Origin of the sequence: Lactobacillus sp. UBA5813 (assembly GCF_002417895.1) — a bacterium.
GTDB lineage: Bacteria > Bacillota > Bacilli > Lactobacillales > Lactobacillaceae > Lactobacillus > Lactobacillus amylolyticus.
In genome coordinates, this window is the sequence record NZ_DICZ01000009.1 from 48461 (window position 1) to 71240 (window position 22780).

At 37.1% G+C, this 22780-nt stretch carries 19 protein-coding genes and 4 pseudogenes; 8 read left to right on the forward strand and 15 right to left on the reverse strand.

The annotated features are described in order from the left end of the window. Positions 1–13: 13 nt before the first annotated feature. Positions 14–1399: pseudogene (locus tag B2008_RS01720) on the forward strand (amino acid permease). A 62-nt stretch (positions 1400–1461) separates the two neighbouring features. Here B2008_RS01720 and B2008_RS01725 read toward each other — a convergent pair. The 6 genes and pseudogenes from B2008_RS01725 to B2008_RS01750 form a co-directional block, all read right to left on the reverse strand. Beyond that, positions 1462–2240: pseudogene (locus B2008_RS01725) on the reverse strand (NAD(P)-dependent oxidoreductase). A gap of 24 nt (positions 2241–2264) precedes the next feature. Next, positions 2265–2408: a hypothetical protein gene (locus tag B2008_RS01730; RefSeq protein WP_281828763.1), complete on the reverse strand. Its 144-nt coding sequence runs from the start codon at positions 2406–2408 to the stop codon at positions 2265–2267. Between the two features lie 53 nt (positions 2409–2461). Continuing rightward, entirely contained in the window at positions 2462–3277 is an 816-nt protein-coding gene (yidA, locus tag B2008_RS01735; protein ID WP_281828761.1) for a sugar-phosphatase, read from the reverse strand. A 49-nt stretch (positions 3278–3326) separates the two neighbouring features. Next, positions 3327–4074: pseudogene (locus tag B2008_RS01740) on the reverse strand (aldo/keto reductase family protein). A gap of 290 nt (positions 4075–4364) precedes the next feature. Next, positions 4365–5555, reverse strand: coding sequence for a bifunctional phosphopantothenoylcysteine decarboxylase/phosphopantothenate--cysteine ligase CoaBC (gene coaBC / locus B2008_RS01745; protein ID WP_281828759.1), 1191 nt, complete (start codon positions 5553–5555; stop codon positions 4365–4367). 25 nt (positions 5556–5580) lie between these two features. Beyond that, on the reverse strand, positions 5581–6066 hold the full coding sequence (locus tag B2008_RS01750; protein ID WP_281828757.1) for a nitroreductase family protein: 486 nt from the start codon (positions 6064–6066) through the stop codon (positions 5581–5583). 214 nt (positions 6067–6280) lie between these two features. Between B2008_RS01750 and B2008_RS01755 the strand changes: the two are divergent. From B2008_RS01755 to B2008_RS01770, 4 genes and pseudogenes are all read left to right on the forward strand, one after another. Further along, positions 6281–6999: pseudogene (locus B2008_RS01755) on the forward strand (GntR family transcriptional regulator). Positions 7000–7016: 17 nt separating this feature from the next. Continuing rightward, positions 7017–7427, forward strand: a complete 411-nt coding sequence (locus B2008_RS01760; RefSeq protein WP_281828756.1) for a DUF3284 domain-containing protein — start codon at positions 7017–7019, stop codon at positions 7425–7427. Between the two features lie 68 nt (positions 7428–7495). After that, positions 7496–8944 carry a 6-phospho-beta-glucosidase gene (locus B2008_RS01765; RefSeq protein ID WP_281828754.1) on the forward strand — a complete coding sequence of 483 codons (1449 nt, stop codon included), beginning with the start codon at positions 7496–7498 and terminating at the stop codon, positions 8942–8944. A gap of 105 nt (positions 8945–9049) precedes the next feature. Continuing rightward, on the forward strand, positions 9050–9985 hold the full coding sequence (locus B2008_RS01770; RefSeq protein ID WP_281828752.1) for a nucleoside hydrolase: 936 nt from the start codon (positions 9050–9052) through the stop codon (positions 9983–9985). Positions 9986–10021: 36 nt separating this feature from the next. Here B2008_RS01770 and B2008_RS01775 read toward each other — a convergent pair whose 3' ends face one another. Further along, a complete protein-coding gene (locus tag B2008_RS01775) occupies positions 10022–10543 on the reverse strand; it encodes an SA1002 family membrane protein (RefSeq protein ID WP_281828751.1) in 522 nt (173 codons plus the stop codon). Positions 10544–10710: 167 nt separating this feature from the next. On the opposite strand from B2008_RS01775, the gene B2008_RS01780 reads away from it, so the two are divergent. Then, positions 10711–10857, forward strand: a complete 147-nt coding sequence (locus B2008_RS01780) for an SPJ_0845 family protein (protein ID WP_281828749.1) — start codon at positions 10711–10713, stop codon at positions 10855–10857. Between the two features lie 31 nt (positions 10858–10888). Here the strand turns inward: B2008_RS01780 and B2008_RS01785 are convergent, their stop codons facing one another. Next, complete coding sequence (locus B2008_RS01785; RefSeq protein ID WP_281828747.1) at positions 10889–12511, reverse strand: ABC-F family ATP-binding cassette domain-containing protein; 1623 nt, start codon at positions 12509–12511, stop codon at positions 10889–10891. A 179-nt stretch (positions 12512–12690) separates the two neighbouring features. Between B2008_RS01785 and B2008_RS01790 the strand changes: the two genes are divergently transcribed. Next, complete coding sequence (locus B2008_RS01790; protein WP_281828746.1) at positions 12691–14301, forward strand: Mbeg1-like protein; 1611 nt, start codon at positions 12691–12693, stop codon at positions 14299–14301. Between the two features lie 36 nt (positions 14302–14337). Here the strand turns inward: B2008_RS01790 and yihA are convergent, their stop codons facing one another. The 7 genes from yihA to rpsO all read right to left on the reverse strand — a co-directional run bounded on the left by yihA (position 14338) and on the right by rpsO (position 22284). After that, positions 14338–14928, reverse strand: a complete 591-nt coding sequence (yihA, locus tag B2008_RS01795; RefSeq protein ID WP_281828744.1) for a ribosome biogenesis GTP-binding protein YihA/YsxC — start codon at positions 14926–14928, stop codon at positions 14338–14340. Further along, positions 14918–16186: an ATP-dependent Clp protease ATP-binding subunit ClpX gene (gene clpX / locus B2008_RS01800; protein WP_281828742.1), complete on the reverse strand. Its 1269-nt coding sequence runs from the start codon at positions 16184–16186 to the stop codon at positions 14918–14920. Before clpX ends, yihA begins: the two co-directional genes overlap by 11 nt. Positions 16187–16317: 131 nt before the next feature. Further along, positions 16318–17637: a trigger factor gene (gene tig, locus B2008_RS01805; protein ID WP_281828740.1), complete on the reverse strand. Its 1320-nt coding sequence runs from the start codon at positions 17635–17637 to the stop codon at positions 16318–16320. A 144-nt stretch (positions 17638–17781) separates the two neighbouring features. Next, a complete protein-coding gene (tuf, locus tag B2008_RS01810; RefSeq protein ID WP_281828738.1) occupies positions 17782–18972 on the reverse strand; it encodes an elongation factor Tu in 1191 nt (396 codons plus the stop codon). Positions 18973–19157: 185 nt separating this feature from the next. Continuing rightward, complete coding sequence (locus B2008_RS01815) at positions 19158–19991, reverse strand: tetratricopeptide repeat protein (protein WP_281828736.1); 834 nt, start codon at positions 19989–19991, stop codon at positions 19158–19160. 105 nt (positions 19992–20096) lie between these two features. Next, positions 20097–21845: a ribonuclease J gene (locus B2008_RS01820; RefSeq protein ID WP_281828734.1), complete on the reverse strand. Its 1749-nt coding sequence runs from the start codon at positions 21843–21845 to the stop codon at positions 20097–20099. A 169-nt stretch (positions 21846–22014) separates the two neighbouring features. Continuing rightward, on the reverse strand, positions 22015–22284 hold the full coding sequence (rpsO, locus tag B2008_RS01825) for a 30S ribosomal protein S15 (protein WP_006351452.1): 270 nt from the start codon (positions 22282–22284) through the stop codon (positions 22015–22017). Positions 22285–22489: 205 nt separating this feature from the next. Here rpsO and rpsT point away from each other — a divergent pair, with 205 nt between their 5' ends. Beyond that, a complete protein-coding gene (rpsT, locus tag B2008_RS01830; RefSeq protein WP_281828733.1) occupies positions 22490–22741 on the forward strand; it encodes a 30S ribosomal protein S20 in 252 nt (83 codons plus the stop codon). Positions 22742–22780 lie beyond the last annotated feature (39 nt).

Here is a 22780-nt window from a genome sequence, read left to right on the forward strand (position 1 = left end):
AAGTACGATAAACATGAAACTGCATATTTTCCGAAAGCAAAAAATCACAACTTATTTAGGAGAAGATATTAAATTTTCAAGAACGTTGACTGCTTTTGATCTAATGGCCATGGGTATCGGAGCTGTAATTGGCACCGGTATTTTTATTTTGCCTGGTACTGTGGCAGCAACTACTGCCGGTCCTGGCGTCAGCCTTTCCTTTTTGGTAGCTGCTGTAATCTGTGTTTTAGCAGGAATGTGCTACGCTGAATTTGCCTCATCAATTCCTGTAGCTGGTTCAGCTTATTCTTACGGCAATATCATCTATGGTGAATTCATTGGCTGGTTAATGGGATAGGCGTTGATTCTTGAATACATGCTCGCCGTGGCCACAGTAGCAGCTGGTTGGTCATCATATTTTACAGCCTTTATTAAACCATTCGGAATAAAGTTGCCTAAAGCAGTTTCTGGTCCTTTTAATCCAAAACAAGGCGTGTATTTTGACCTTATCGCGGTAGTAGTTATCTTCTTAATTGCATTGCTGCTGGCGCAAGGAATGAAAAATTCAATTAAAATCAATAACACGGCAGTCATTATTAAAATTGCGATTATTTTGATTTTCATTTTTGTTGGCCTGAATTTTATTAAACCTAGCAATTATCATCCCTTTTTGCCATACAAAATGGCGGGTGTCTTCAAAGGAGCAACTACAGTTTTCTTTGCCTTTCTAGGCTTTGATGTTGTATCCAGTTCTGCTGCCGAAGTCAAACAGCCACAAAAAAACATGCCATTAGGAATCATTGGAACGCTAGCTGTGGCAGTAATTTTATACATGGGAGTATCTCTGGTTTTAACAGGGATGGTTAATTACACCAAACTTGATATCGCTAATCCAGTTGCTTTTGCATTGCAGTATGTTCATCAGGACTGGCTGGCTGAACTTTTGTCATTAGGAGCAATGGTCGGAATGGCGACAATGATGTTGACGATGATCTACTCTAGCTCACGCTTAATCTACGCGATGGCAAGAGATGGATTATTACCACACGTTTTTAGTAAAATCGATGCCAAACACCATACACCACAGTTAGCACTTTTGGTAGTAACAATTGTAATCGCATTAGGTGCTGCGTTCTTTTCTGTCGATCAGCTAACCAATTTGGTCAGCTTCGGTACTTTGTTTGCATTTACTCTTGTCTCATTTGGCATTATCAGATTGCGTTCGCGCACAGATATTAAAAATGTTGGCTTTAAAGTTCCAGGCTATCCTTATGTTCCCGTTGTCTCGGGCTTATGCTGCATCTTTATGATTTTTCAGTTAAACACCGATGTTTTCATCTTGGCTGGTACTTGGATGATCATCGGCATTATTATCTATTTTGTTTATGGCTATCACCATAGTCAGCTGGAAAGTAAATAGCTTTACATAATTTAAAATATATTAATAAAAAATACTAGTCGATCTAGACTAGTATTTTTTTATTATGCATTTACTTGATTCAAGGCTTGACCATCGATCAAATAAGAAATAATATTTTTACTTGCTTCTTTAGACAAATTGTATCTTGCCATATGAGTTGCACTACCAACATGTGGCGTCATGATTACATTATCAAGACCTGCTAATTCTTCATCGACTTCATTTTCATTCTCAAAGACATCCAAACCAGCACCGGCAATTTCATCAGATTTAAGGGCATCAACTAAGGCTGCTTGATCAACCAATCCGCCCCGAGCTACGTTAATCAAGAAAGCAGTATCTTTCATCTTAGATAAAGCCGCAGCATCAATAATATGACGTGTTTCTTCAGTTAAAGGAGCATTCAAAGATAAAAAGTTGCTTTCTTTTAAAAGCGTATCTAAATCAACATATTTAGCATCAATGTCATTTTCTGTTTGATGGCGATTATAATAAATAATCTTCATTCCAAGCATCTTACCGAATTTTGCTACTTGAGAACCAATTCTGCCTAAGCCTAAAATGCCTAGAGTTTTGCCTTCAATACTATATCCTTGGTTATCATACTCACTCATGTTAAGGAAAACGCCCTCGCGCATACTGTGATCATAGTAATGAAGTCTTCTTGCACAAGCAAAAATCATTGCTAAAACTAATTCGGCAGGACACTCTTAGGACAATTAGAAACAACGATTCCTTTTTCTTTTGCTGCTTCCACGTCAATATGATCAAAGCCCACACCGTAAGTTGAAATTACTTTTAAATTATCAGCGTGTTCAAGCATTTCTCAATCAATATGCATTTTTGCTGCAATCAAGCCATCAAATTATGAAAGATGGTTGCGCACCCATTCTCTGTCATCATCCATTCGATGACCTACAGGTCCAATGGTAACATCGCAGTTTGCTTTTAATTCATCTAAAGCGTCTTCTCTTAAGCCGCCTAAAACCAAAACCTTCTTTTTTGTCATTTTGTCTCCTATCGCTTTCAGCTATGTCTTACTGCTACCATACTTTCAGCAATTTACTTATTAAGAATTGCATTAATTGCCTTTGCTACTCCATCATGATCACAATCTGTCGTAATTTGATCAGCATTTTTCTTGGTAATTGCTACAGCATTGCCCATCGCAACCCCTAGGCCAGCATACTTGATCATTGGCATGTCATTAGCTTGATCTCCCAAGGCCATAACATTTTCTGCCTTAATTCCCAAGTGCTCGCACAAAACTTTTAGCCCAGTTGCCTTATCTGTATTAGCGGCAGTTGCTTCGTAATAGAATGGTTCTGTTTTAGAAAAAGTTACTCTCTTCTTCATCTGGTCAAAAAGCGGGTCCTTGATCTTTTCATCCAGATATTCTGGATTATCAATATACATGCATTTGATTATTGGAATTTGCCGCATTTCTTCAGCAGTTCGATAGGAAACTTCCAGTCTGACGATTCTCGAGTTATAAATCGTATAATGTCCTATATCACGGTTAGCTGTATATATTCTATTTAAACCCACTGCATGAAAATGCAACTTAAGCTTTCTTGCGATTGCCTCAAGATCAATATACTCTGAATAATTAAGTCCTCGTTTAAACAGAACTTTGCCATTTGTTGATTCAGTCACTGCACCATTGAAGCTTACGACAAATTGATCATCTTGATTGTTTAGCCCCAGTTCATCTAAATAGCGCTGTGCACCAGACAAAGGGCGTCCAGTACAAATCACAATTTTCTTTCCCTGCTTTTTTGCACTTAAAATAGCTTCCTTTACCGCAGGGGTAATCTCTTTTTTAGAATTGACCAGAGTGCCATCAATATCAATTGCAATTAGCTTAATGTTTTTCATAACAATTTTCCTTATACACAAAAAAAGCATTATTTTCTCAAATAGTGCTCTAAAATCTTAGTCTTTTAAGTTCTTCCATATTGCTATCGTCAATTTCAAAATTCAATTGTCGATCTTGCTTCATATCGTTAATCTTATCAGTTTTTGGTAAAACAACGCACCCTAATTGACAATCATATTTAAGCATTAATTGTGCCGGACTGACATGATATTTGTCAGCATACTTCTTAATCTTCAAATTAGTCAATGCGCGACCATGGGCAAGAGGTGAATATGCTTCAACGATAATTCCTTGTTCTTGACAATATTTCATCAACGTTAAAGGAGTATTGCCAATATTTACTTCGATTTGGTTAACAGCTGGTTTAATCGTTCCATTATCAATAATGTTATCAAGGTCTTCCTTTAAGAAATTAGAAACTCCAATAGCTCTAACTTTGCCAGCTTTGACAGCTTCTTCCATTGCTCGCCAATTCTCTAGATTTCCTTTAAAATGTCGGTCAGGAGTACGATTAACTTCAATCCATGGTTGCGGAGAGTGAATTAATAAAAGATTAATATAATCTAGACTAAACTTTTCCAAAGCTTCATCAATTGACTTTTTGGTTCCTTCATAATCCTTGACTGCAGTTGGAACTTTGTTTGTCAGGAAAAATATCAGATCGTTCAATATCAGAATTCCAGATTCCCTTGCCAACTCCAACTTCATTACCGTAATCTCTTGCAGTATCAAACGCTTTATAGCCAACAAGAATGGCCTGACGAACGACTTTTTTGGCTTCGTCATTATTAAGCAGTCACGTTCCCATTTGAACTTGTGGAATTTTTATACCATTGTTAAGCGTTAAAGTTGTATCTGCAAACATTTTTTCACCTCGCTTTAGTAATTTCCATGCTGTTTTGTATTCCAAGAATGAATCTTTTTATATAAGTATCTTTGTATAGTTTAGTCTTAAATTTATTGCTTGGCAAACAAAATAGGTAAAAAGAAAGGGCTGACCGCTTTATCTGTCAACTCTTTCTCCTCAGTCTCTTAATTCCTATAACTACAATGATAGCTTAATTTTGATTAATAGCAAGGGGTGTTTTACCTAATAAATAAAGATTTTTGCAGCAAATTTACTATTTTATCAGCAACTTTTGTCTTTTTCATTCTAGGTAGTTCAAATACCGGCTTTCCCTGGCCTAAGATAGAAATTTCGTCCTCATCACTGCCAAAACTGTCCGTGGACACATTATTGGCAATAATGTAATCTGCCCCCTTTTCTTTTAATTTGCGTTGGGCATTTTTCAGCAAATCATTCGTTTCAGCCGCAAAGCCAATTACCAGTTGATCTTTACGTTTATTTTTGCTGACCGTTTTAAGAATATCTGGTGTCTTAACCAGGCTTAAATCTAAATTGGCTTGATCCATACTCTTTTTTATTTTTTGATCAACAACTTTCTTAAGACGCCAATCTGCTACTGCGGCCGCCATAATTAGTGCATCTGCTTTAGGAAATTCTTCTTGAACAGCGGATAACATTTTTTCAGTTGTTTCCGCATGAATCAGCCTTATTCCCTTAGGCAGCGCCACGCTAATTGAGCCATAAATCAAACAAACGTCTGCTCCTGCTCTTTTTGCAGCCCGGGCGATTGCAATTCCCATTTTCCCGCTGGAACGATTGCCAATAAAACGGACTGGATCGATTGGTTCCCTAGTTCCACCGGCAGTTACAATAATTTTTTTACCGGTTAAAGGCAGAGTCTCACGTAAATTTTGTTCAATCCAATAGGCAATTGCTTCTGGTTCGGGCATCCTTCCTTTGGCCTTATAACCTTCAGCCAAAACGCCAATTACTGGATCAAGGATCTTAACATCATTTTCCTTCAAGAAAGCTAAATTTCTTTGGGTCGCCGGATTAGCTAGCATTTGATCATTCATCGCTGGAACGACGTATTTAGGTGCTTGAGTTGCCAAAATAGTCGTACTGGCAGCGTCATCTGCAATCCCATTCGCCATTTTCGCAATAAAATTGGCTGTGGCTGGCACTACTAAGGCTAATTCAGTCCAGCGGGCCAATGAAACATGTGGAATTTGAGCTTCATTTTCTTTTAACCAAAGATCATCTAAAACCGGATATTTAGTCAAAAAAGCTAATGTTGCAGAAGTAACAAATTTTTCAGCATTCTTGGTCATTACTACTCTGACTTCATGACCCTTTTTTTCGAGAAAGCGCACGACATTGACCGCTTTATAGCAAGCAATCCCACCTGTTAAGTAAACCGCGATTCTCATTTTTACCTACTTTGCATAAACATTATTATTTAATAGTTACTTTATAACGGTTAGAACGGTCCTCAGCTTCCGGTTTTTCTTTTGGATATCCAACACTGACGATAACTTGAATCTTGTAGCCTTCGTCAATTCCCAGTTCTTTCTTTAAAGCAACATCTTTATCAATAGAAAAAGCTGCGCCCATTAAATAGACAGAACCTAATCCGATACTGTTTGCTTCGACCATAATATTTTCAGCAGCAGCTGATGCGTCCCGCTCACCAAATTGACTATCAGCCTTGGTAGCAATAACAAAAAGCAGTGGTGCATCATAGCATGCATGATCGCAAGCATCTTCAATTTTATTTAAATATGCATCATTTTTTACAACGCTAGCTTGCATGACATCGGTTTGGTGCATCCCACATGGTGCAGCATTAAAAGCCGCAATTAATTGAGTGACTTCTGGTTCAGTCAGTTTATCAGGTCTAAATTTACGTACAGATTGTCTGGTTAAAATTGCATCAGTCATAATAAAAATCTCCTTTGCACAATATCTTTTACTTCTATTTTAATCCTTTATTCTAAAAATACCTATAATTCGTTCAGCATTTGATAGCGCTTCCTAAAATAGATAAGATGAGGTTTATTTTCTCTGAAGAGATGCTACATAAATGCTAGAATTAATAGTAAATTATGTAGCATCTCTTTTTATAAACTCAAACCTAAACAAAGATGGTGAAATAATGGCAAAAGCAAAATACTTGGAAATTGCGAAATTAATGATCGAATCAATGATGGAACCTATCAGGCTCGTCAGCCTCTTCCCGACCAAGAAAGTTTGGCCAAGGAATTAGGCGTCAGTCGTTTGACGGTAAAAAAAGCATTAGATGGCTTGGAAAGAAAAGGCTTGGTCTACAAGCAATCAGGATTGGGCACTTACGTCTCAGGTACCATTCCAATTCAAACTAAGTATGATTCACCTGCTAACATGTTCACGGGCTTACGCAATTTGCTAGGCCGCGATAATGTTAAAAGCCAGATAATCAAGTTTAATGTTGAATTTCCAGATGAAAACATTCAAAAATATCTGTGTCTTAAACATTCAGAACCAGTTTACAATATTGTTCGTTTAAGAATTGTCGATGACGCGCCTTTAATTATCGAACATACTTATATGCCTGTTAAACTTGTACCAAATTTTGACGAAAACATTCTTCATAAATCAATCTATCAATATATCCATAAAGAATTAAAGCTGAAATTTGGTCATGCTTATCGTAAAATTCGTGCGTGCAAAGCGGATCAGTACGACCAGAAGTACTTAAACGCTAAAAAGAGTGATCCAATGTTGGAATTGGAGCAAATCGTTTGGCTTACTAACGGTGATCCGATCGAATATTCAACTAGTCGAAACCGATATGATCAGCGTGACTACACAGTCGTCGAAAACAATAGGTTTTAGACGACAAAGGAGTTTTTATGATTACAATAACTAAAGAATTTAATTTTACTGCTAATGATTTTTTTAACTACCTAGATAAGCAATTGATCTATAGCATAAAAAAATCCCGCAATAACGATATGCCAGTTAAATTGGTTTCTGGCATTCGCTATCAGCAGGATGATATTGAAACTGTTATCACAACTTATAAACGTGGCAAGGCTTATGAAGCAAGTTTTAAAAATTCACGCATGGACGTCTTCATCTCCTATCATACACAAGACACCGAAAACGGCGTCAAGATAACTTTCTCTGAAGAAATTAAAAGCTATGATCCAGCTAGTCATGGCAAGTTCAATAACTGGCTCTACAATGTTCAGCTCAAGCATGGCGCCAAAAAAGAACTAAAACAGATGGCTGATAATGTAAAAGAGAGTTTATTAGTATAAAGCAAAAAAATAAGAAAAAATATGGTTAATTATTTTATTTTGATTTATGAATGTGAGGTTTTATTCATATGTATTCAGCAAAAATGCCAAAGAACTTTTTATGGGGTGGAGCTGTAGCTGCTCACCAACTCGAAGGTGCTTGGAACGAAGATGGTAAGGGCATGTCTGTTGCCGACGTCATGACGGTTGGTTCAGCAAACAAACCACGTGAAATTACCGATGGCGTCATCCCTGGCAAGAACTACCCTAACCACTCAGCAATTGATTTTTACCATCACTATAAAGAAGATATTAAATTGATGGCTGAAATGGGCTTCAAAGCTTTTAGAACTTCAATTGCTTGGACCAGAATCTTCCCTAAGGGTGATGAAAAAGAGCCAAATGAAGCCGGCTTGAAGTTTTACGACGATCTTTTTGATACCTGTCATCAATATGGAATCGAACCAGTGATTACCCTCTCTCACTTCGAAATTCCATTCCATTTAATTAAGGAATACGGCGGTTTTACCAACCGAAAGATGATTGACTTCTTTATTCGTTTTGCCACTGTCTGCTTCAAACGTTATAAGAACAAAGTTAAGTATTGGATGACCTTCAATGAAATTAATAACCAAACCAGTTTCAACAATGATTTCTTGATGGCTACCAACTCTGGTATTTTATTCAAAGATGGCATGACTGATGAAGAAAAAGAAGCAGCAATGTACCAAGCTGGTCACTATGAATTAGTGGCTTCTGCTTTGGCAGTCAAAGTTGGACACAAGATCAATCCTAACTTCAAGATTGGTTGTATGATCAACTATTCACCTGTTCGTCCACTTACCCCATCATCCGATGATGTTTTATTGGCTGACAAGTTTGAACAACGTCGGGATTGGTTCTCAGATGTTCATGTCTTTGGTGAATATCCAAATGCTGTTGAAGCTTATATTGAAAGAAATGGCTATCGTCCAGATATTACCGATGAAGACAGAATTGTCTTAAAAGAAGGAACAGTTGACTATGTTGCCTTTTCTTACTACCAGACAACAACCGTTTCTTCAGAAAAGGTAAAGCCAGACGACTTAACCGATTTAACTCAAGCTATTGCTAAGAACCCAACTTTAAAGCGTAGCGACTGGGGCTGGGAAATTGACCCAGAAGGTTTAAGAATTGCCTTGAATCAATTGCAAGATCGTTACCACAAGCCTTTATTCATTGTTGAAAATGGTTTGGGTGCCTACGACAAGGTTGAAGCTGATGGTTCAGTTCATGATGATTACCGGATTGACTACTTAAGAAATCACATTTCAGAAATGGAAAAGGCTGTTGAACTCGATGGCGTTGACTTAATGGGTTACCTTCCATGGGGCTGCATCGACCTTGTTTCTGCCGGAACTGGTCAAATGGATAAACGCTACGGCTTTATTTATGTTGATAAAAATGATGCCGGTGAAGGTACTCTTGATCGTTCACGTAAGGACTCCTTCTTCTGGTACAAGAAAGTCATCGAATCCAACGGTAAAGATTTAGATTAATAATCGTTTTAAAAAAACATCCCTACGGGGATGTTTTTTTATGCTATTTTCAGATTTTCATTATGCTGTTAAAATAAACAAAAAATACTTTGAAAGGTTTTAGCGATGAAAGAAATATATTTTAATCACGATGGTAATATCGACGATTTAGTCTCTTACCTTTTGCTGCTGCAAGCTCCTCAAATCAAATTGCTTGGTGTTGGGGCGATTGATGCTGACGGTTACATCGATCCATCAGTCGAAGCTTGTCGCAAGTTGACGGATCGTTTTAACTTAAGAAATGATCATCTAGAAATTGCCAAATCCAATTCTAGAGCGGTCAACCAATTTCCACATGAATGGCGTATGGCTACCTATTCGTTCAACTACTTGCCAATGTTAAATGAAAAAGGCACAATCCAGACAAAGCAAGCAAAGTTGCCAGCGCATCTTGATTTAGCTGAAAAGATTAAAAATGCTGATAAAAAAATCACATTAATCATGACCGGCCCTTTAACTGATTTGGCAAGAGCACTTGATTATGATCCAAGTATTGAAGAAAAAATTGCTAAACTATATTGGATGGGTGGCTCACTTAATCGACACGGAAACGTAGCACAAGTTAACGCTGATGGTACACAGGAATGGAATTCATTCTGGGATCCTTATGCGGTAAAAAGAGTTTTCGCTTCTAATATTCCAATTCAAATGGTTGGATTAGAAAGCACGGAAGAACTTCCACTAAGCGATAAATTGCGTCAGCATTGGGCTAGTTTAAGAAAATATCCTGCCATGGATTTAGTTGGGCAGGCCTACAGTTTAATCGTGTCAGTGCCCAGCGCCAGATTGTTCCTTTGGGACGTGCTAACAACAATGAGTGCCCTTTATCCGGAAATTGTCGAAACGCGGACGGCAAAGGCGAAGGTAATCACTAATGGTCTTAGTGCCGGCAGTTTTGATGAAACTCCATCAGGACGTGAAGTAACTTTAGTTACCAAAGCAAATAAGGAACTATTCTATCAAAAAATGGACGAACTGCTTAAAAGTGCAAAATTGAAATAGAAAAATTAAAAGGATTGGAAAAACTCCAATCCTTTTTTATATTAATTTGCTATGCTTTTTATATAAAATAATACCAATCCAGGCCGAAATGAATGACGGTAAAACAATTACGACAATCAGATTCGGATCCAGAAAATTCCCTACTTTTATGAATTGAGCAATCGTAGAAATCCTTTTGATATTGGAAAAGATTGCCTGATACACTGTCACATAAATCAAGCACCACTGAATATAATATTCAATTAAGGTCAATGTCGTCGCCAAAAACTTGAAGAAACGACTAGCTAGCCTCATCCCCCAGTAAAGCAAGATTCCTGATAGAATGACGAATAAAGCCAGCAGCAAAAACAAATTTCCTAAATAAACATGCAAATTGTCATGATCATTGATCAGCAAATAGCTGATTAGAAAAAAGAGCAAAAAATTGATAGTACTAAACAAAATCAAAAAGGCAAAAAGCAATCCAGCCTTCACCCAGTGAAACTTATTTTCTGAGCGAAAAAGAATAAAAATTAACGCAATTACGGCAACTGCAATAAAGAAATACGTGACTCTCATTTTTACCTCAAAAAAAGATAGGCCGAAGCCTATCTTAGATTCATTTTTATAGATCTATCTGTAATATCTATATCACGATTTAATTGTAAGATATTTATGTATATAAAGTCTTTTCCTGGTATAAATCAGCAAAATTTTTTATAATAATTGCAGAAAGGATGATACCCATGGGCTTAACTTTTGATAATCCAAACAACTTGAATAAGATGCTTGATAAATTTGCAGTTGTTCCAGATCCTAAAAAATCACCAATGAACAAACGCAAAAAAGAAGAAAAAGACGAAAAGAAATTAGATAAAGCTGATAAAAAGTAATAAAGAGGTCTCTGGCGAGACCTCTTTTTTTCTAATAAATTTTATCTACTTGTTCCTGAATTTCAGGGCGATTAATGAATCCATCGTAAGTTGTTTCTGCTCGATTTACCATGCCCTTCGGCCCCACTTCAATAATATGATCAGCAATCGTTTGAATAAACTCATGATCATGTGAAGTAAAGAGAATTGAACCTGGATAAGTCTTTAGCGCATCGTTCAGTGAAGTGATGGATTCAAGATCCAAATGATTGGTTGGATCGTCCATAATCAAGACATTAGCTGGTTGAAGCATCATTCTGGATAATTGACAACGAACTTTTTCTCCTCCGGAAAGGACCCTAATCTTTTTCTCGATTTCATCTCCGCTAAAAAGCATTCTTCCTAAGAAGCCACGCAAAAAAGTATTATCATTTTGTTCTTTATTTGCATATTGTCGCAACCAATCAAGAATTGTTAACTCATCGTTATTAAAGTTGGCATTTAAATCACGTGCCATGTAATTAAATGATGTCGTTTGACCCCAATTCACAGTTCCTGTATCGGGTTTAACCTTGCCAGCAATAATTTCCATTAATGCTGTTGTAGCCAAAGTATTGCGTGAAAGAAATGCTACTTTGTCACCTGGACGAATGATAAAAGAAACATGATCTAAAATTTTCTTACCATCTACACTATAAGAAACATTTTCTACTTTTAATAAATCATTGCCCAAATCACGATGCAGTTCAAACTTAACAAACGGGTATTTACGAGAAGATGGACGAATATCATCTAATGTTATCTTCTCTAATTGCTTTTTTCGTGAAGTGGCCTGCCGTGACTTAGAAGCATTAGCTGAAAAACGGGCAACGAATTCTTGCAGTTCCTTGATCTTTTCTTCTTTTTTGGCATTTTGATTCGCTGCAAGTTCTGCCGCTAATTTGCTTGATTCATACCAAAAATCATAATTGCCAACATACAACTGAATTTTGCCAAAATCAACATCACAAATTTCGGTACAAACATGATTTAAGAAATGACGATCGTGCGACACGACAATCACAATATTAGGATAATCCGCTAAAAAGTTTTCTAGCCATTCGACGGTATGCACATCCAGCCCATTAGTCGGTTCATCTAAAAGCAAAATATCCGGGTTGCCAAATAATGCTTGTGCTAGCAAAACTTTAACTTTTTCCGCTTCAGGAAGATCCTTCATCAGACTTTGATGATCTTTTTCGGGAATATTCATCGATTGCAATAATTTTGCAGCATCAGCTTCCGCATTCCAACCGTCTAGTTCCGCAAATTTGCTTTCCAATTCAGCAGCCTTAACCCCATCCTCATCGCTAAAATCAGGTTTGCTGTATAAAGCATCTTTTTCCTTCATTACTCGGTATAATTCTTGGTGGCCTTGGATAACCGTATCCAGAACAGTAAAGTTATCAAAAGCAAAGTGATCCTGGTTGAGGCTGGACATTCTTTCATTGGCATCAATCGTGATTGTCCCTGTTGAAGGTTCGATCTTGCCTTCCAGTAGCTTTAAAAAAGTTGATTTACCGGCACCATTAGCACCAATTACTCCGTAGCAGTTGCCTGGCGTAAATTTCAAATTAACGTCTTCATATAAAGTCTTGCCTGATAAAGTCAGGCTCAAGTCGGTAACTGTAATCAAATATTCTTCCTCCCAAAAATGTTTGTTGCAGTCATTATATCAATTTTTTGTCCTAAAAAATAGTAAAAATCTATTATGTTATTAATTCATAAATTTTTCTTCAGCTGCTTCGTTTTTATGAACTTATTTTTCTAATTAAGTTAAAATTGAAATAGATTATTTAGATTGGAGAAGATGTCATGTTCCCTGATAACAATGTTTTTTCATACTTAAAATGGCGGGGCGATATTGATCTAGAAAAATCTCCTTTTAATGAAATTGATGCCTTGGTTTTATCCGTTTTTTCCTACTTGAATTTGAATGGCATCGTTTCAAATGATAAAAAAGAAATTACTGTATCTGATGCTGCAAAGAGTTATTTTGCAAAAGAGAACGCAAAAGAAGACCACATTTACTATCAACAGCTTTTAAAACTAATGGTAGAAGCAAATCGGTTTAAAAATGCAAAATTATCCTACTTTATCGATACTTTAACTGATCAAACCCAATTTAGCGCCGTTAAAATTCAACTGGAAAACGGAATTAATTTTATTGCTTTTCGCGGTACTGATGATTCACTCGTAGGTTGGAAAGAAGATTTTGAAATTAGTTTTAAAACAACAATTGCTCAAAAACAGGCCAAATCCTATCTGGAAAGAATCATGAAAAGCGACCAACTGACATATTTGTTGGGTGGTCACTCTAAAGGTGGCAATTTGGCAGAATATGCGGCACTCAATATTGAACCTAAGTTTCGCAAACGGATTGCCTCAATTTACACCTTTGATTCACCAGGAATTGCCAAAGAAGTTGGCGCACAGGTCCCAGTTAAGTTTTTGCAAAAGAAATTAAAAAGATATGTTCCCGAATTTAGTATTATTGGCCGACTATTCGAACCAGAGAATATTGAACCTACAATTGTTGATTCTTCTAGAAAAACTTTAAGTCAGCATGATGCTTTTAGTTGGGAGATTACCGGTTCACATTTTGTAACCAAAAATCACCGCAATCCGCAATCACGGATTTACAATCAACTAATTAACGACTGGATTGGTGACGCAACTCTGCCTGAAAGAGAATCGTTAACCAATGATTTGTTCGCTGCACTAGGTGCCAGCGGTGCTACTAAAATCAATCAATTGAGCAAGAATGGTTTTGGCGGTTTTGGTGCTATTTTATTGTCATTTATCAATTCATCAAGACGAACTCGGTTTGTTTTTGGCAATTTATTCTCAGCTATTTGGCAATCAATTAAGAGTCGCGGTATTCTTAGAATTTTATTTACTGTTGACTCAATCATTGGCTGGATCATGCTGATTTTGGGAATTATTACGATAACTGCACCACAGTATTCACTCCGAGCATTTGGGTCTTTAGTGGCTGTGGCCGGAATCGGTTTTAGTGCGTATCAAATTTTATCAACTGCAAATTCTAATTTAAAACAAAAACAGAAGCGTTTTTTCATTATTAGTTGGCTTTTTGTTTTTGCATTGTCCGTTGCCCTAATTTCCAATAATCAAGTAATGCTGTTTTTAGCACACTACTTCCTTGGAACATTTTTAGTCATCTATTCTTACGTACGTTTACGGCAAATAATTTTACACCGAATCACTGGAATTTTTAGAAAAATTATCGTCGCAATCGAATCCGTGGTTGCTTTTGCAATCGGTATTATCATTATCGTTAATCCCCGCTACTTTACGCGCCAATCAGTCATTATATTAGGAATATTGCTCATTGCTTACGGTTTCTTCAAATTAATCGGCGAGCTCCTTGCTCAACGTAAAAAAATGCCTAAGAATCATCGTTAAAAAAACACTTGAAACTTTAACAGTCTCAAGTGTTTTTTATTCTGCAATTTTTTCTTGTATCCAATCGCTTAATTCAGTTACATGATTTTTTGTGACCGAACTGAAAGTTAAAACCGATACATTATCATAAGAAAGATCAAAAACTTTCTTTAAATTAGCTTTTACCTTAGTAAGTTGACTCTTTTTAAGTTTATCGATTTTCGTACAGACAACCAAAATCGGTAAATTTAAATATTGCGCGTATTCATACATCGATTGGTCATCTTTGCTAGGTACATGCCTACTATCAACTAAAATGATCAATCCCTTTAAATCAGCTCTAGTCTCCAAATAATCTTGAATCATTTCGCCAAATTCTTGACGCTTTTTTTGCGAAACTTTTGCATAACCATAGCCAGGTACATCTACAAGGTAAAACGATTTGTTAACCAGATAAAAGTTCAAGGTTTGCGTTTTACCAGGTTGAGAAGAGGTTCTAGCCAAGTTTTTGCGATTTACTAGAGTATTGATCAAGCTGGACTTTCCTACGTTAGAACGGCCAGCTAAGGCAATTTCAGGCAAATCATCTTTAGGGTATTGGTCTTCTCTTACTGCACTAACAGCATATTCACTACTATTAATTTTCATTTATACTTGCCTTTTGTTCCTGCTCTTCATCTTTTATGCGGGTGATTCGCGGTTGCGCATGACGAGTGATGACATCCTTTGTTACTTCAACCTTTTCAATGTCATCTTCACTTGGAGTCCGATACATGATATCCATTAAGGCATTTTCAATAATCGTTCTTAATCCACGGGCCCCCATATTACGTTCAATTGCAAGGTCAGCAATTGCATGCAAAGCACCATCAGTGAAAGTAAGTTGAACATCATCAAGTGAAAGGAGTTTTTGGTATTGTTTAACTAAAGCGTTCTTAGGCTCAGTTAGGATTCTTACCAAATCATCACTATCCAACTTATCTAAAGTGGAAATCACTGGAATACGTCCAATAAATTCTGGAATCATGCCGTATTTTACCAAGTCATCGGTAGTTAAATAATGAGTCCAATCATCTGCGTCAATTTTGTTAACTTCGTTTTCTGCGCCAAAACCGATTGTCTTTTTACCCAAACGATTTTTAACGATCTGTTCAATACCATCAAAGGCTCCACCGACGATGAATAGAATATTGGTAGTATCCATTCTAATCATTTCTTGCTGTGGGTGTTTTCTGCCACCTTGTGGCGGAACCGAAGCAATAGTACCTTCCAAAATCTTCAATAAAGACTGTTGAACCCCTTCGCCAGATACATCACGAGTAATTGAGACATTTTCAGCCTTTTTAGAGATCTTATCAATTTCGTCGATATAAATAATTCCTCTTTGTGCACCTTCAATGTCGTAATCCGCATTTTGCAATAATTTAAGCAAGATATTTTCAACATCTTCACCAACGTAACCAGCTTCAGTCAAGGTAGTTGCATCTGCAATAGCAAAAGGAACATTCAATATTTTAGCTAAAGTTTGAGCCAAATATGTTTTCCCTGAACCAGTTGGCCCAATAAGGGCAATATTAGACTTCTGGAGCTGTGTTGATGAATCAATATCCATTTGCCCTATTCGCTTGTAATGGTTGTACACAGCGACTGATAAGACCCTTTTAGTACGATCTTGTCCAATAACATAATCATCCAGTTGTTTTTTGATATCCATTGGTTTAGGAAGCTCTTTTGCTTCTTTAACCACATCAGCTTTTAATTCATCGTCAATAATTTTCTTTGACAAAGCAACACATTCATTACAAATATAAACGCCGTTGCCAGCAATCATTTTTTTAACTTGATCTTGAGTTTTACCACAAAAAGAACATTTGACTTCTTCTTGATCAGTAAACTGAGTTGCCATAAAATTCCATCCTCCTGTTATCTACAGATTCAAGGTTATCATAAATACTGAGATAATAAAGAATTTTTGCTCATTGAAAATAAAAAGACGACTGTCTAGCAGCCGCCTTGTTATTATTGAAAAATCAATAATTATTTATCAGACTTTTTTTCTTCCTTAAGTTTTGACTTTACAACTTGCTTTGCGCTGTCAGTAACTAAGTCCATAGCCTTGCGAACAGTAATATCATGGCTTAACATATCGTCACTTAAAGTGTTGCGAACAGTCTTTTCATCCATGTTGTATTCCTTAGCAAGATCCTTGATTTCTTTATCAATTTCTTCCTTCGTAGCCTTAAAGTTTTCCTTATCAGCAATAGCTTCTAAGACTAAGTTGATCTTAACTCTTTCAGCAGCATCCTTAGCAAATTGTGCACGCAATTGTGATTCGTTGGTATTAGTCAACTTGTAGTAAGTTTGTGGATCAATACCTTGACGTTGCATGTTGCCCAAGTATTGTCTCAATTGAGTATCAACGTCTTCTTGGATCATTGCATCAGGAATTTCGTCAATTTCAGCATTCTTTACAGCTGCTTCAATAGCGGCTTGTTGGATAGCATTCTTAGCTTCTTCTTCTTTTTGATCCTTTAAGTTCTTCTTGATCTTAGCCTTCAAATCATCAAGAGTATTTACAGAATCATCAACGTCTTTTGCAAACTCGTCATCCAACTTAGGAAATTGCTTTGACTTAACTTCGTGTAACTTAGTAGCAAAGTGTGCTTCTTTACCTGCTAAATCCTTAGCACCGTAATCCTTAGGGAAAGTTACAACAACATCAACTTCATCACCTGCTTTGTGACCAATAAGTTGATCTTCAAAGCCAGGAATAAATGCACCTGAACCTAATTCAAGTGAGTAGTTTTGTGCTGAGCCACCTTCAAAGGCCTTACCATCGATAGTACCTTTGTAGTCAATAGTTACAGTATCACCCTTAGCTGCTTTGTCTTTCTTAAGAACAAGTTCAGCATTTTGTTCACGACGCTTGTTGAGTTCGGCATCGATATCTTTTGCATAAACACGGGTGTTTTGCTTAGGAACTTCAAGTTCCTTGTAGTCACCTAATTTAACTTCTGGTTGAACTGAAACGATAGCTTTCATAGTCCAATCCTTACCCTTATCCATTGATACTGGTTGAATTTGTGGTTGACCAACTGCTTCAATCTTAGCTTCTTTTACAGCAGCAGCATAAGCATTTGGCAAAACAATGTTTAAAACATCTTCGTATAAAGCTTCTTCACCATAGTATTGATCAAAGATTACACGTGATACGTGACCTTTTCTAAAGCCAGGAACACGCAAATTCTTTTTAACTCTTCTAAATGCTTGGTCTAAACCTAATTTAATTTCATCTTGTGAAATATCAAAAGTAAGTTCGCCGGTTGTCTTACCGGTTTTTTTCCATTTTACAGACATTAATTAAATACCTCCAATGTCAAGTTTGAGTTTGCTACTTGCATACTAAGTTATATTACCTTAAAAGGAAACAAAAAACAAATTTTGAGCAAAAAAAGATGCACTTCTTTCCAGGAGTGCATCTTTTTGCTATATCGTTAGAAATTAGTCAAGGATTTCAGTAACCTGACCAGCACCAACGGTACGACCACCTTCACGAATAGTGAATTTAGTACCTTTTTCGATGGCAGCTGGCTTGATTAACTTAACAGTAAATTCTGTGTTATCACCAGGCATAACCATTTCAGTACCTTCTGGCAATTCGATTTCACCAGTGATATCAGTGGTGTGGAAGTAGAATTGTGGACGGTAATCTGAGAAGAATGGGGTGTGACGTCCACCTTCTTCTTTCTTCAAGATATAAACTTGACCCTTGAATTCCTTGTGGGTTTTAATTGAGCCAGGTGCAGCCAATACTTGACCACGAACAACTTGGTCACGGTCAATACCACGAAGTAAGATACCAACGTTATCGCCGGCTTCACCCAAGTCCAAAGTCTTGTGGAACATTTCCAAACCAGTAACAACTGACTTAAGAACCTTGTCTACCAAACCAACGATTTCAACTTCGTCACCGATCTTAACAGTACCACGGTCGATACGACCAGAAGCAACAGTACCACGACCAGTAATAGTAAATACGTCTTCAACTGGCATCAAGAATGGCTTATCAGTTTGACGTTCTGGAGTTGGAATGTATTCATCAACAACTTCCATCAACTTCAAGATTTGATCTTGAGCTTCCTTGTCACCTTGTAAAGCCTTCAAAGCTGAACCACGAACAACTGGAATGTCGTCACCAGGGTAATCGTATTCAGTTAACAAGTCACGAACTTCCATTTCAACTAAGTCGATAAGTTCTGGATCGTCAACCAAATCACACTTGTTCAAGAATACAACGATGTATTGAACACCAACCTGATGAGCAAGCAAGATGTGTTCACGAGTCTGTGGCATTGGACCATCAGTTGCGGCAACAACCAAGATGGCACCATCCATTTGTGCAGCACCAGTAATCATGTTCTTGATGTAGTCGGCGTGGCCTGGAGCGTCCATGTGAGCGTAGTGACGATTTTCAGTTTCGTATTCTACGTGGGCGGTGTTAATAGTAATACCACGTTCCTTTTCTTCTGGAGCAGCATCGATTTGGGAATAGTCTTCAGCTTTTGCCAAACCTTTTTTTGCCAAAACAGTAGTGATAGCTGCTGTCAAAGTAGTCTTACCGTGGTCAACGTGACCGATAGTACCAATGTTTACGTGTGGCTTAGTTCTAATGTAATGTTCTTTTTCTGCCATTAAAATGACCCTCCTGTAAATTTGCAAGAAGTCCGTTGAGATAAGTTAACGGATAATTCTCTGTTGAATATTGTACTACTTTCATCGGCAAATGCCTAGTAAAAAATGCTAGTGCTATGCCCTAATGAAAATAACCTTAGCTAATTATACTAAATAGATTTAAAAAGTAAACCTTTTTGCAAAAATTATTTTGGTAAATTTGCATAAATACGGTCAAGAAGTTTCTGATGTGTTCGACCGTCCTTAGTTTCAAGATACGAAACCAAATCGCTAGTAAAGCCATCCGTATCTTTAATATATTTGTTCAGTTTAGGGTAAAGACTGCCTAACACGATGTTTGTTTCGCCTAACATTAATGGCAGTTGACTTGGATTGTTTCTAAAGCGATCCCCGATTCCGCCGATAACTTCACGATAAACCGTTGTTTTTTCTAAAAGCTCTGTTTCTTTGGGAATGAATTCTTCGACTTGTCCAAGGGTCCAAACTTGAATTCTATCGCTTATTCCTAATCTAACAAAATCTTCGCATAAACAAAGTCTAACAGCGAAATTCTGCGTTGGATCTAGTAAAAGACTTTGCGCAAAATTTTTATAATTAACCAAATCCAGTTTAAGCAAGCTTTGGTAATCAAACTGACTGACTTCTTTTTTACTTTTGAATTTCTGCATCAAATTATTCTGAGCATCTAACTTTTTCGGAAAAACTTTGATTGGCATTTTTTTGCCTAAAAGATCCTCAATTTGCAATGCTTCAATCAAATAATGGTTGGCTGCTAAGATTTTATTGTATTCTTCAAATATTTCTGGCTCAGAAAAAAGATCAGGTTCTTCCTTTATTAGGGTGTATGCCTGATCTTCTTGGTTATTTTTGCGATACAGCCGACATAGCGACATCACAATTTCTGACGAACGACCATAAGACAATGCTTCTTCCAAAAGTTGAATAGCATTAGGAATCTGGCCCTTTTCTTCATCTTCCTGAGCTAACTTTAACAAGTTTTTTTGGCTCAACGTCGTCATTAATTATCCTTCGTTTCCTTTGTTGGCTTAGAATTCTTTTTAACTATTTTTCGTTTTCTTGGTTTAACGGCTTTATGATTTTGTGAACTACGAGAATTCTTACGCTTATTTGCGTGTGCCATTCTCACCTTGCGTATTGTTATCCGTCTTATTTTCTTTACGCTTCTGCATAGCACGGTGGCGATTTTGGTTGACTTCCATCACAACCGGCAAAACTACAGGGCGTCGATTTGTTTGCTTGTACAAGAACTTTTCAAGATCATTTCTTACATCTTGCTTTAATTCAGTCCAATCAAACTTCTTATGTTCAAAGTTATTGTTGATTGCTTTCTCAATAACTTCAATTGAATCGTGCATTAACTTATGATTTGCCTTGATATAAACAAATCCGCGACTGGTTACTTGAGGTCTAGCCACAATCTTTTTCTTCTTGCGGTCAATTGTTACAACCGCAATAAAAATACCATCGTCTGATAAGATTTCACGATCACGTAAAACAATATTACCTACGTCACCTACTCCGGAACCATCAATCATAGTATCCTCACCAGGAACCGGATCAGTTAAATAGAAGCGCTTTTTCTTGAAATCATAATTATAGCAATCGCCGTTCTTAGAAATAAAGACGTCTTCCTTCTTCATTCCTGTCTTAATTGCCAAGTTCTTATGAATTTCCATTAAACGATATTCACCAATAACTGGGAATAAGAAATCAGGCTTAAGAGTATCGATTAGCAGTTGCAAATCTCTTCCAGTTGCGTGGCCGCTAGTATGCTTATCACGACCAAGCTGAATGACTGTTCCGCCTGCGCGGTAAACCATATCGCTAGTTTCAGCCATCATTGTCTCAACGGCGTGTGATGGTGTCGTAGCAATAAAGACCAAATCTCCTTTATGAATTCGAATCATACTGTGGCGCTTATTTGCCATTTTTTGCAATGAATTCAAAGGCTCACCCATCCGGCCGGTTTCCAAAATAACTGTCTTATCATCAGGTGTTGTCTTAAGGTCTTTTACTCTCATTAAAAGGCCATCAGGAACATCGAGATAACCTAATTTCATAGCTGTCCGAACGATTTTAGCAAAATCACGGCCAGTTAAAAGCACTCTTCGACCTGTAGCAACTGCCGCATTGAGTACTTCTTGCACTCTATTAAGGTTTGAAGCCTTAGCTGCAACAATAATTCGACCTTTAGCGTTTCTAAAGACATCGGTTACGTATTTTTCCAAATCCTGTTCCGATGCATTTGGGAACCAAGCTTCTGCATTAGAGGAATCGCTTAATAATGCCAAAACATGTTTAGTTTCAATTTCAGCCAAGCGATCCATATCGGTCCGATAATTTGGTGCTGCGGATGGATCAAATTTAAAGTCACCTGTATAAACCACTTCACCGGCAGGAGTATGAACAACAATTCCCAATGAGTCAGCAATTGAGTGCGTTGTATGGAAAAATGAGATGCTGGCATTTTTGAAATCAATTTCAGTATGAGCATCAATGACATGAAACAGACTATTTTTAAGCTTTTTATTCTCGCGCTCAACGTCGATTTTTGCTAATTCAATCGTCAATTGTGAACCGAAGACAGGAATATCATATTTGCGCAAAATATAAGGCAGTGCTCCAATTGAATCAGCATGACCGTGAGTTAAGAAAATTCCTGCAACCCGGTCACCATATTGCTCAAAGAAGTCTAAATCAGGAATTACAACATCAATCCCGAATAAAGAACTATCTGGGTACTTTAATCCCGCATCTAAAACAAATATTTCATCGTTGACTTGAACAGCGAACATATCCTTTCCTTGTTCACGTACGCCGCTCAAAATCATAATTTTAATTTGATCAGCCATTTTACTTCCTTTTCTCTTTATTTAATTTATGATTTTTCATTTTTAAGGATCTTACGATCAAAACGAACTTATAGTCTTTATTAATTTTAGCATAAAAGATATATAGATGACAAAAACAAAAAAGCTAGTCCAAAAAGGACTAGCTTTCTCTGATTTTCTAAAGTTAAGATTAACGACGCAAACCTAACTTCTTGATTAATGCACGGTAACGGTCAAGATCGTTATCTTGTAAGTAACGAAGCAAGTTACGACGGTGACCAATCTTCTTAAGCAAACCAACGTATGAGTGGTGGTCATGCTTGTGACTCTTCATGTGATCAGTCAAGTTGTTGATATCTTCAGTTAAAAGTGCAACTTGCACTTCAACAGAACCAGTGTCACCTTCGTGGGTTGCGTATTCTTTAATAAGTTGGTCTTTCTTTTCTTTTGAAATTGCCATAAATTTTCACCTTTCAAAAACTAAAAATAATTGCCATTGACAACGTTAATCGTCAGGTGTGAGCAAAAAAACAGCGTCAATGGTTCACAACATTTATTATGATACAATTATTTTTTTAAAAAAGCAAGTATAATTTACCTTGCATCGAGCTTTATTCTTAAGTATAATCAATTAAGTAAAAAATCATTATACGGAGGTGAATTTGATGCCACAAATTAAATCAGCTATTAAGCGTGTTAAAACTCAAAACGCTGCTAACAAACGTAATGCTGCTCAATTAAACAAGTTAAGAACTGCTGTTAAGAAGTTCAAGGCTGCCGCAGAAGCTGGCGAAGAAGACGCCTCCAAGTTACGCGTAGAAGCAGAAAAGGCTTTGGACAAGGCCGTTTCAAAGGGCTTGATCCACAAGAACAAGGCTTCTCGTGATAAGAGTCGTTTGAGCAAATTAGCTAAGTAATTAAAAACCAAAAGAAGGTCAGAGGTTAACGCCCCTGGC

What these genes read in the sequence shown, in the direction of transcription:
- B2008_RS01790 (WP_281828746.1), top strand. Translation starts at nt 12,691, where the DNA reads ATGTTCCCTGATAACAATGTTTTTTCATACTTAAAATGGCGGGGCGAT.
- yihA (WP_281828744.1), bottom strand. Translation starts at nt 14,928, where the DNA reads ATGAAAATTAATAGTAGTGAATATGCTGTTAGTGCAGTAAGAGAAGAC.
- clpX (WP_281828742.1), bottom strand. Translation starts at nt 16,186, where the DNA reads ATGGCAACTCAGTTTACTGATCAAGAAGAAGTCAAATGTTCTTTTTGT.
- B2008_RS01815 (WP_281828736.1), bottom strand. Translation starts at nt 19,991, where the DNA reads ATGACGACGTTGAGCCAAAAAAACTTGTTAAAGTTAGCTCAGGAAGAT.
- tuf (WP_281828738.1), bottom strand. Translation starts at nt 18,972, where the DNA reads ATGGCAGAAAAAGAACATTACATTAGAACTAAGCCACACGTAAACATT.
- coaBC (WP_281828759.1), bottom strand. Translation starts at nt 5,555, where the DNA reads ATGAGAATCGCGGTTTACTTAACAGGTGGGATTGCTTGCTATAAAGCG.
- B2008_RS01770 (WP_281828752.1), top strand. Translation starts at nt 9,050, where the DNA reads ATGAAAGAAATATATTTTAATCACGATGGTAATATCGACGATTTAGTC.
- yidA (WP_281828761.1), bottom strand. Translation starts at nt 3,277, where the DNA reads ATGAAAAACATTAAGCTAATTGCAATTGATATTGATGGCACTCTGGTC.
- B2008_RS01780 (WP_281828749.1), top strand. Translation starts at nt 10,711, where the DNA reads ATGGGCTTAACTTTTGATAATCCAAACAACTTGAATAAGATGCTTGAT.
- B2008_RS01765 (WP_281828754.1), top strand. Translation starts at nt 7,496, where the DNA reads ATGTATTCAGCAAAAATGCCAAAGAACTTTTTATGGGGTGGAGCTGTA.
- B2008_RS01760 (WP_281828756.1), top strand. Translation starts at nt 7,017, where the DNA reads ATGATTACAATAACTAAAGAATTTAATTTTACTGCTAATGATTTTTTT.
- rpsT (WP_281828733.1), top strand. Translation starts at nt 22,490, where the DNA reads ATGCCACAAATTAAATCAGCTATTAAGCGTGTTAAAACTCAAAACGCT.
- B2008_RS01730 (WP_281828763.1), bottom strand. Translation starts at nt 2,408, where the DNA reads ATGACAAAAAAGAAGGTTTTGGTTTTAGGCGGCTTAAGAGAAGACGCT.
- rpsO (WP_006351452.1), bottom strand. Translation starts at nt 22,284, where the DNA reads ATGGCAATTTCAAAAGAAAAGAAAGACCAACTTATTAAAGAATACGCA.
- B2008_RS01775 (WP_281828751.1), bottom strand. Translation starts at nt 10,543, where the DNA reads ATGAGAGTCACGTATTTCTTTATTGCAGTTGCCGTAATTGCGTTAATT.
- B2008_RS01750 (WP_281828757.1), bottom strand. Translation starts at nt 6,066, where the DNA reads ATGACTGATGCAATTTTAACCAGACAATCTGTACGTAAATTTAGACCT.
- B2008_RS01820 (WP_281828734.1), bottom strand. Translation starts at nt 21,845, where the DNA reads ATGGCTGATCAAATTAAAATTATGATTTTGAGCGGCGTACGTGAACAA.
- tig (WP_281828740.1), bottom strand. Translation starts at nt 17,637, where the DNA reads ATGTCTGTAAAATGGAAAAAAACCGGTAAGACAACCGGCGAACTTACT.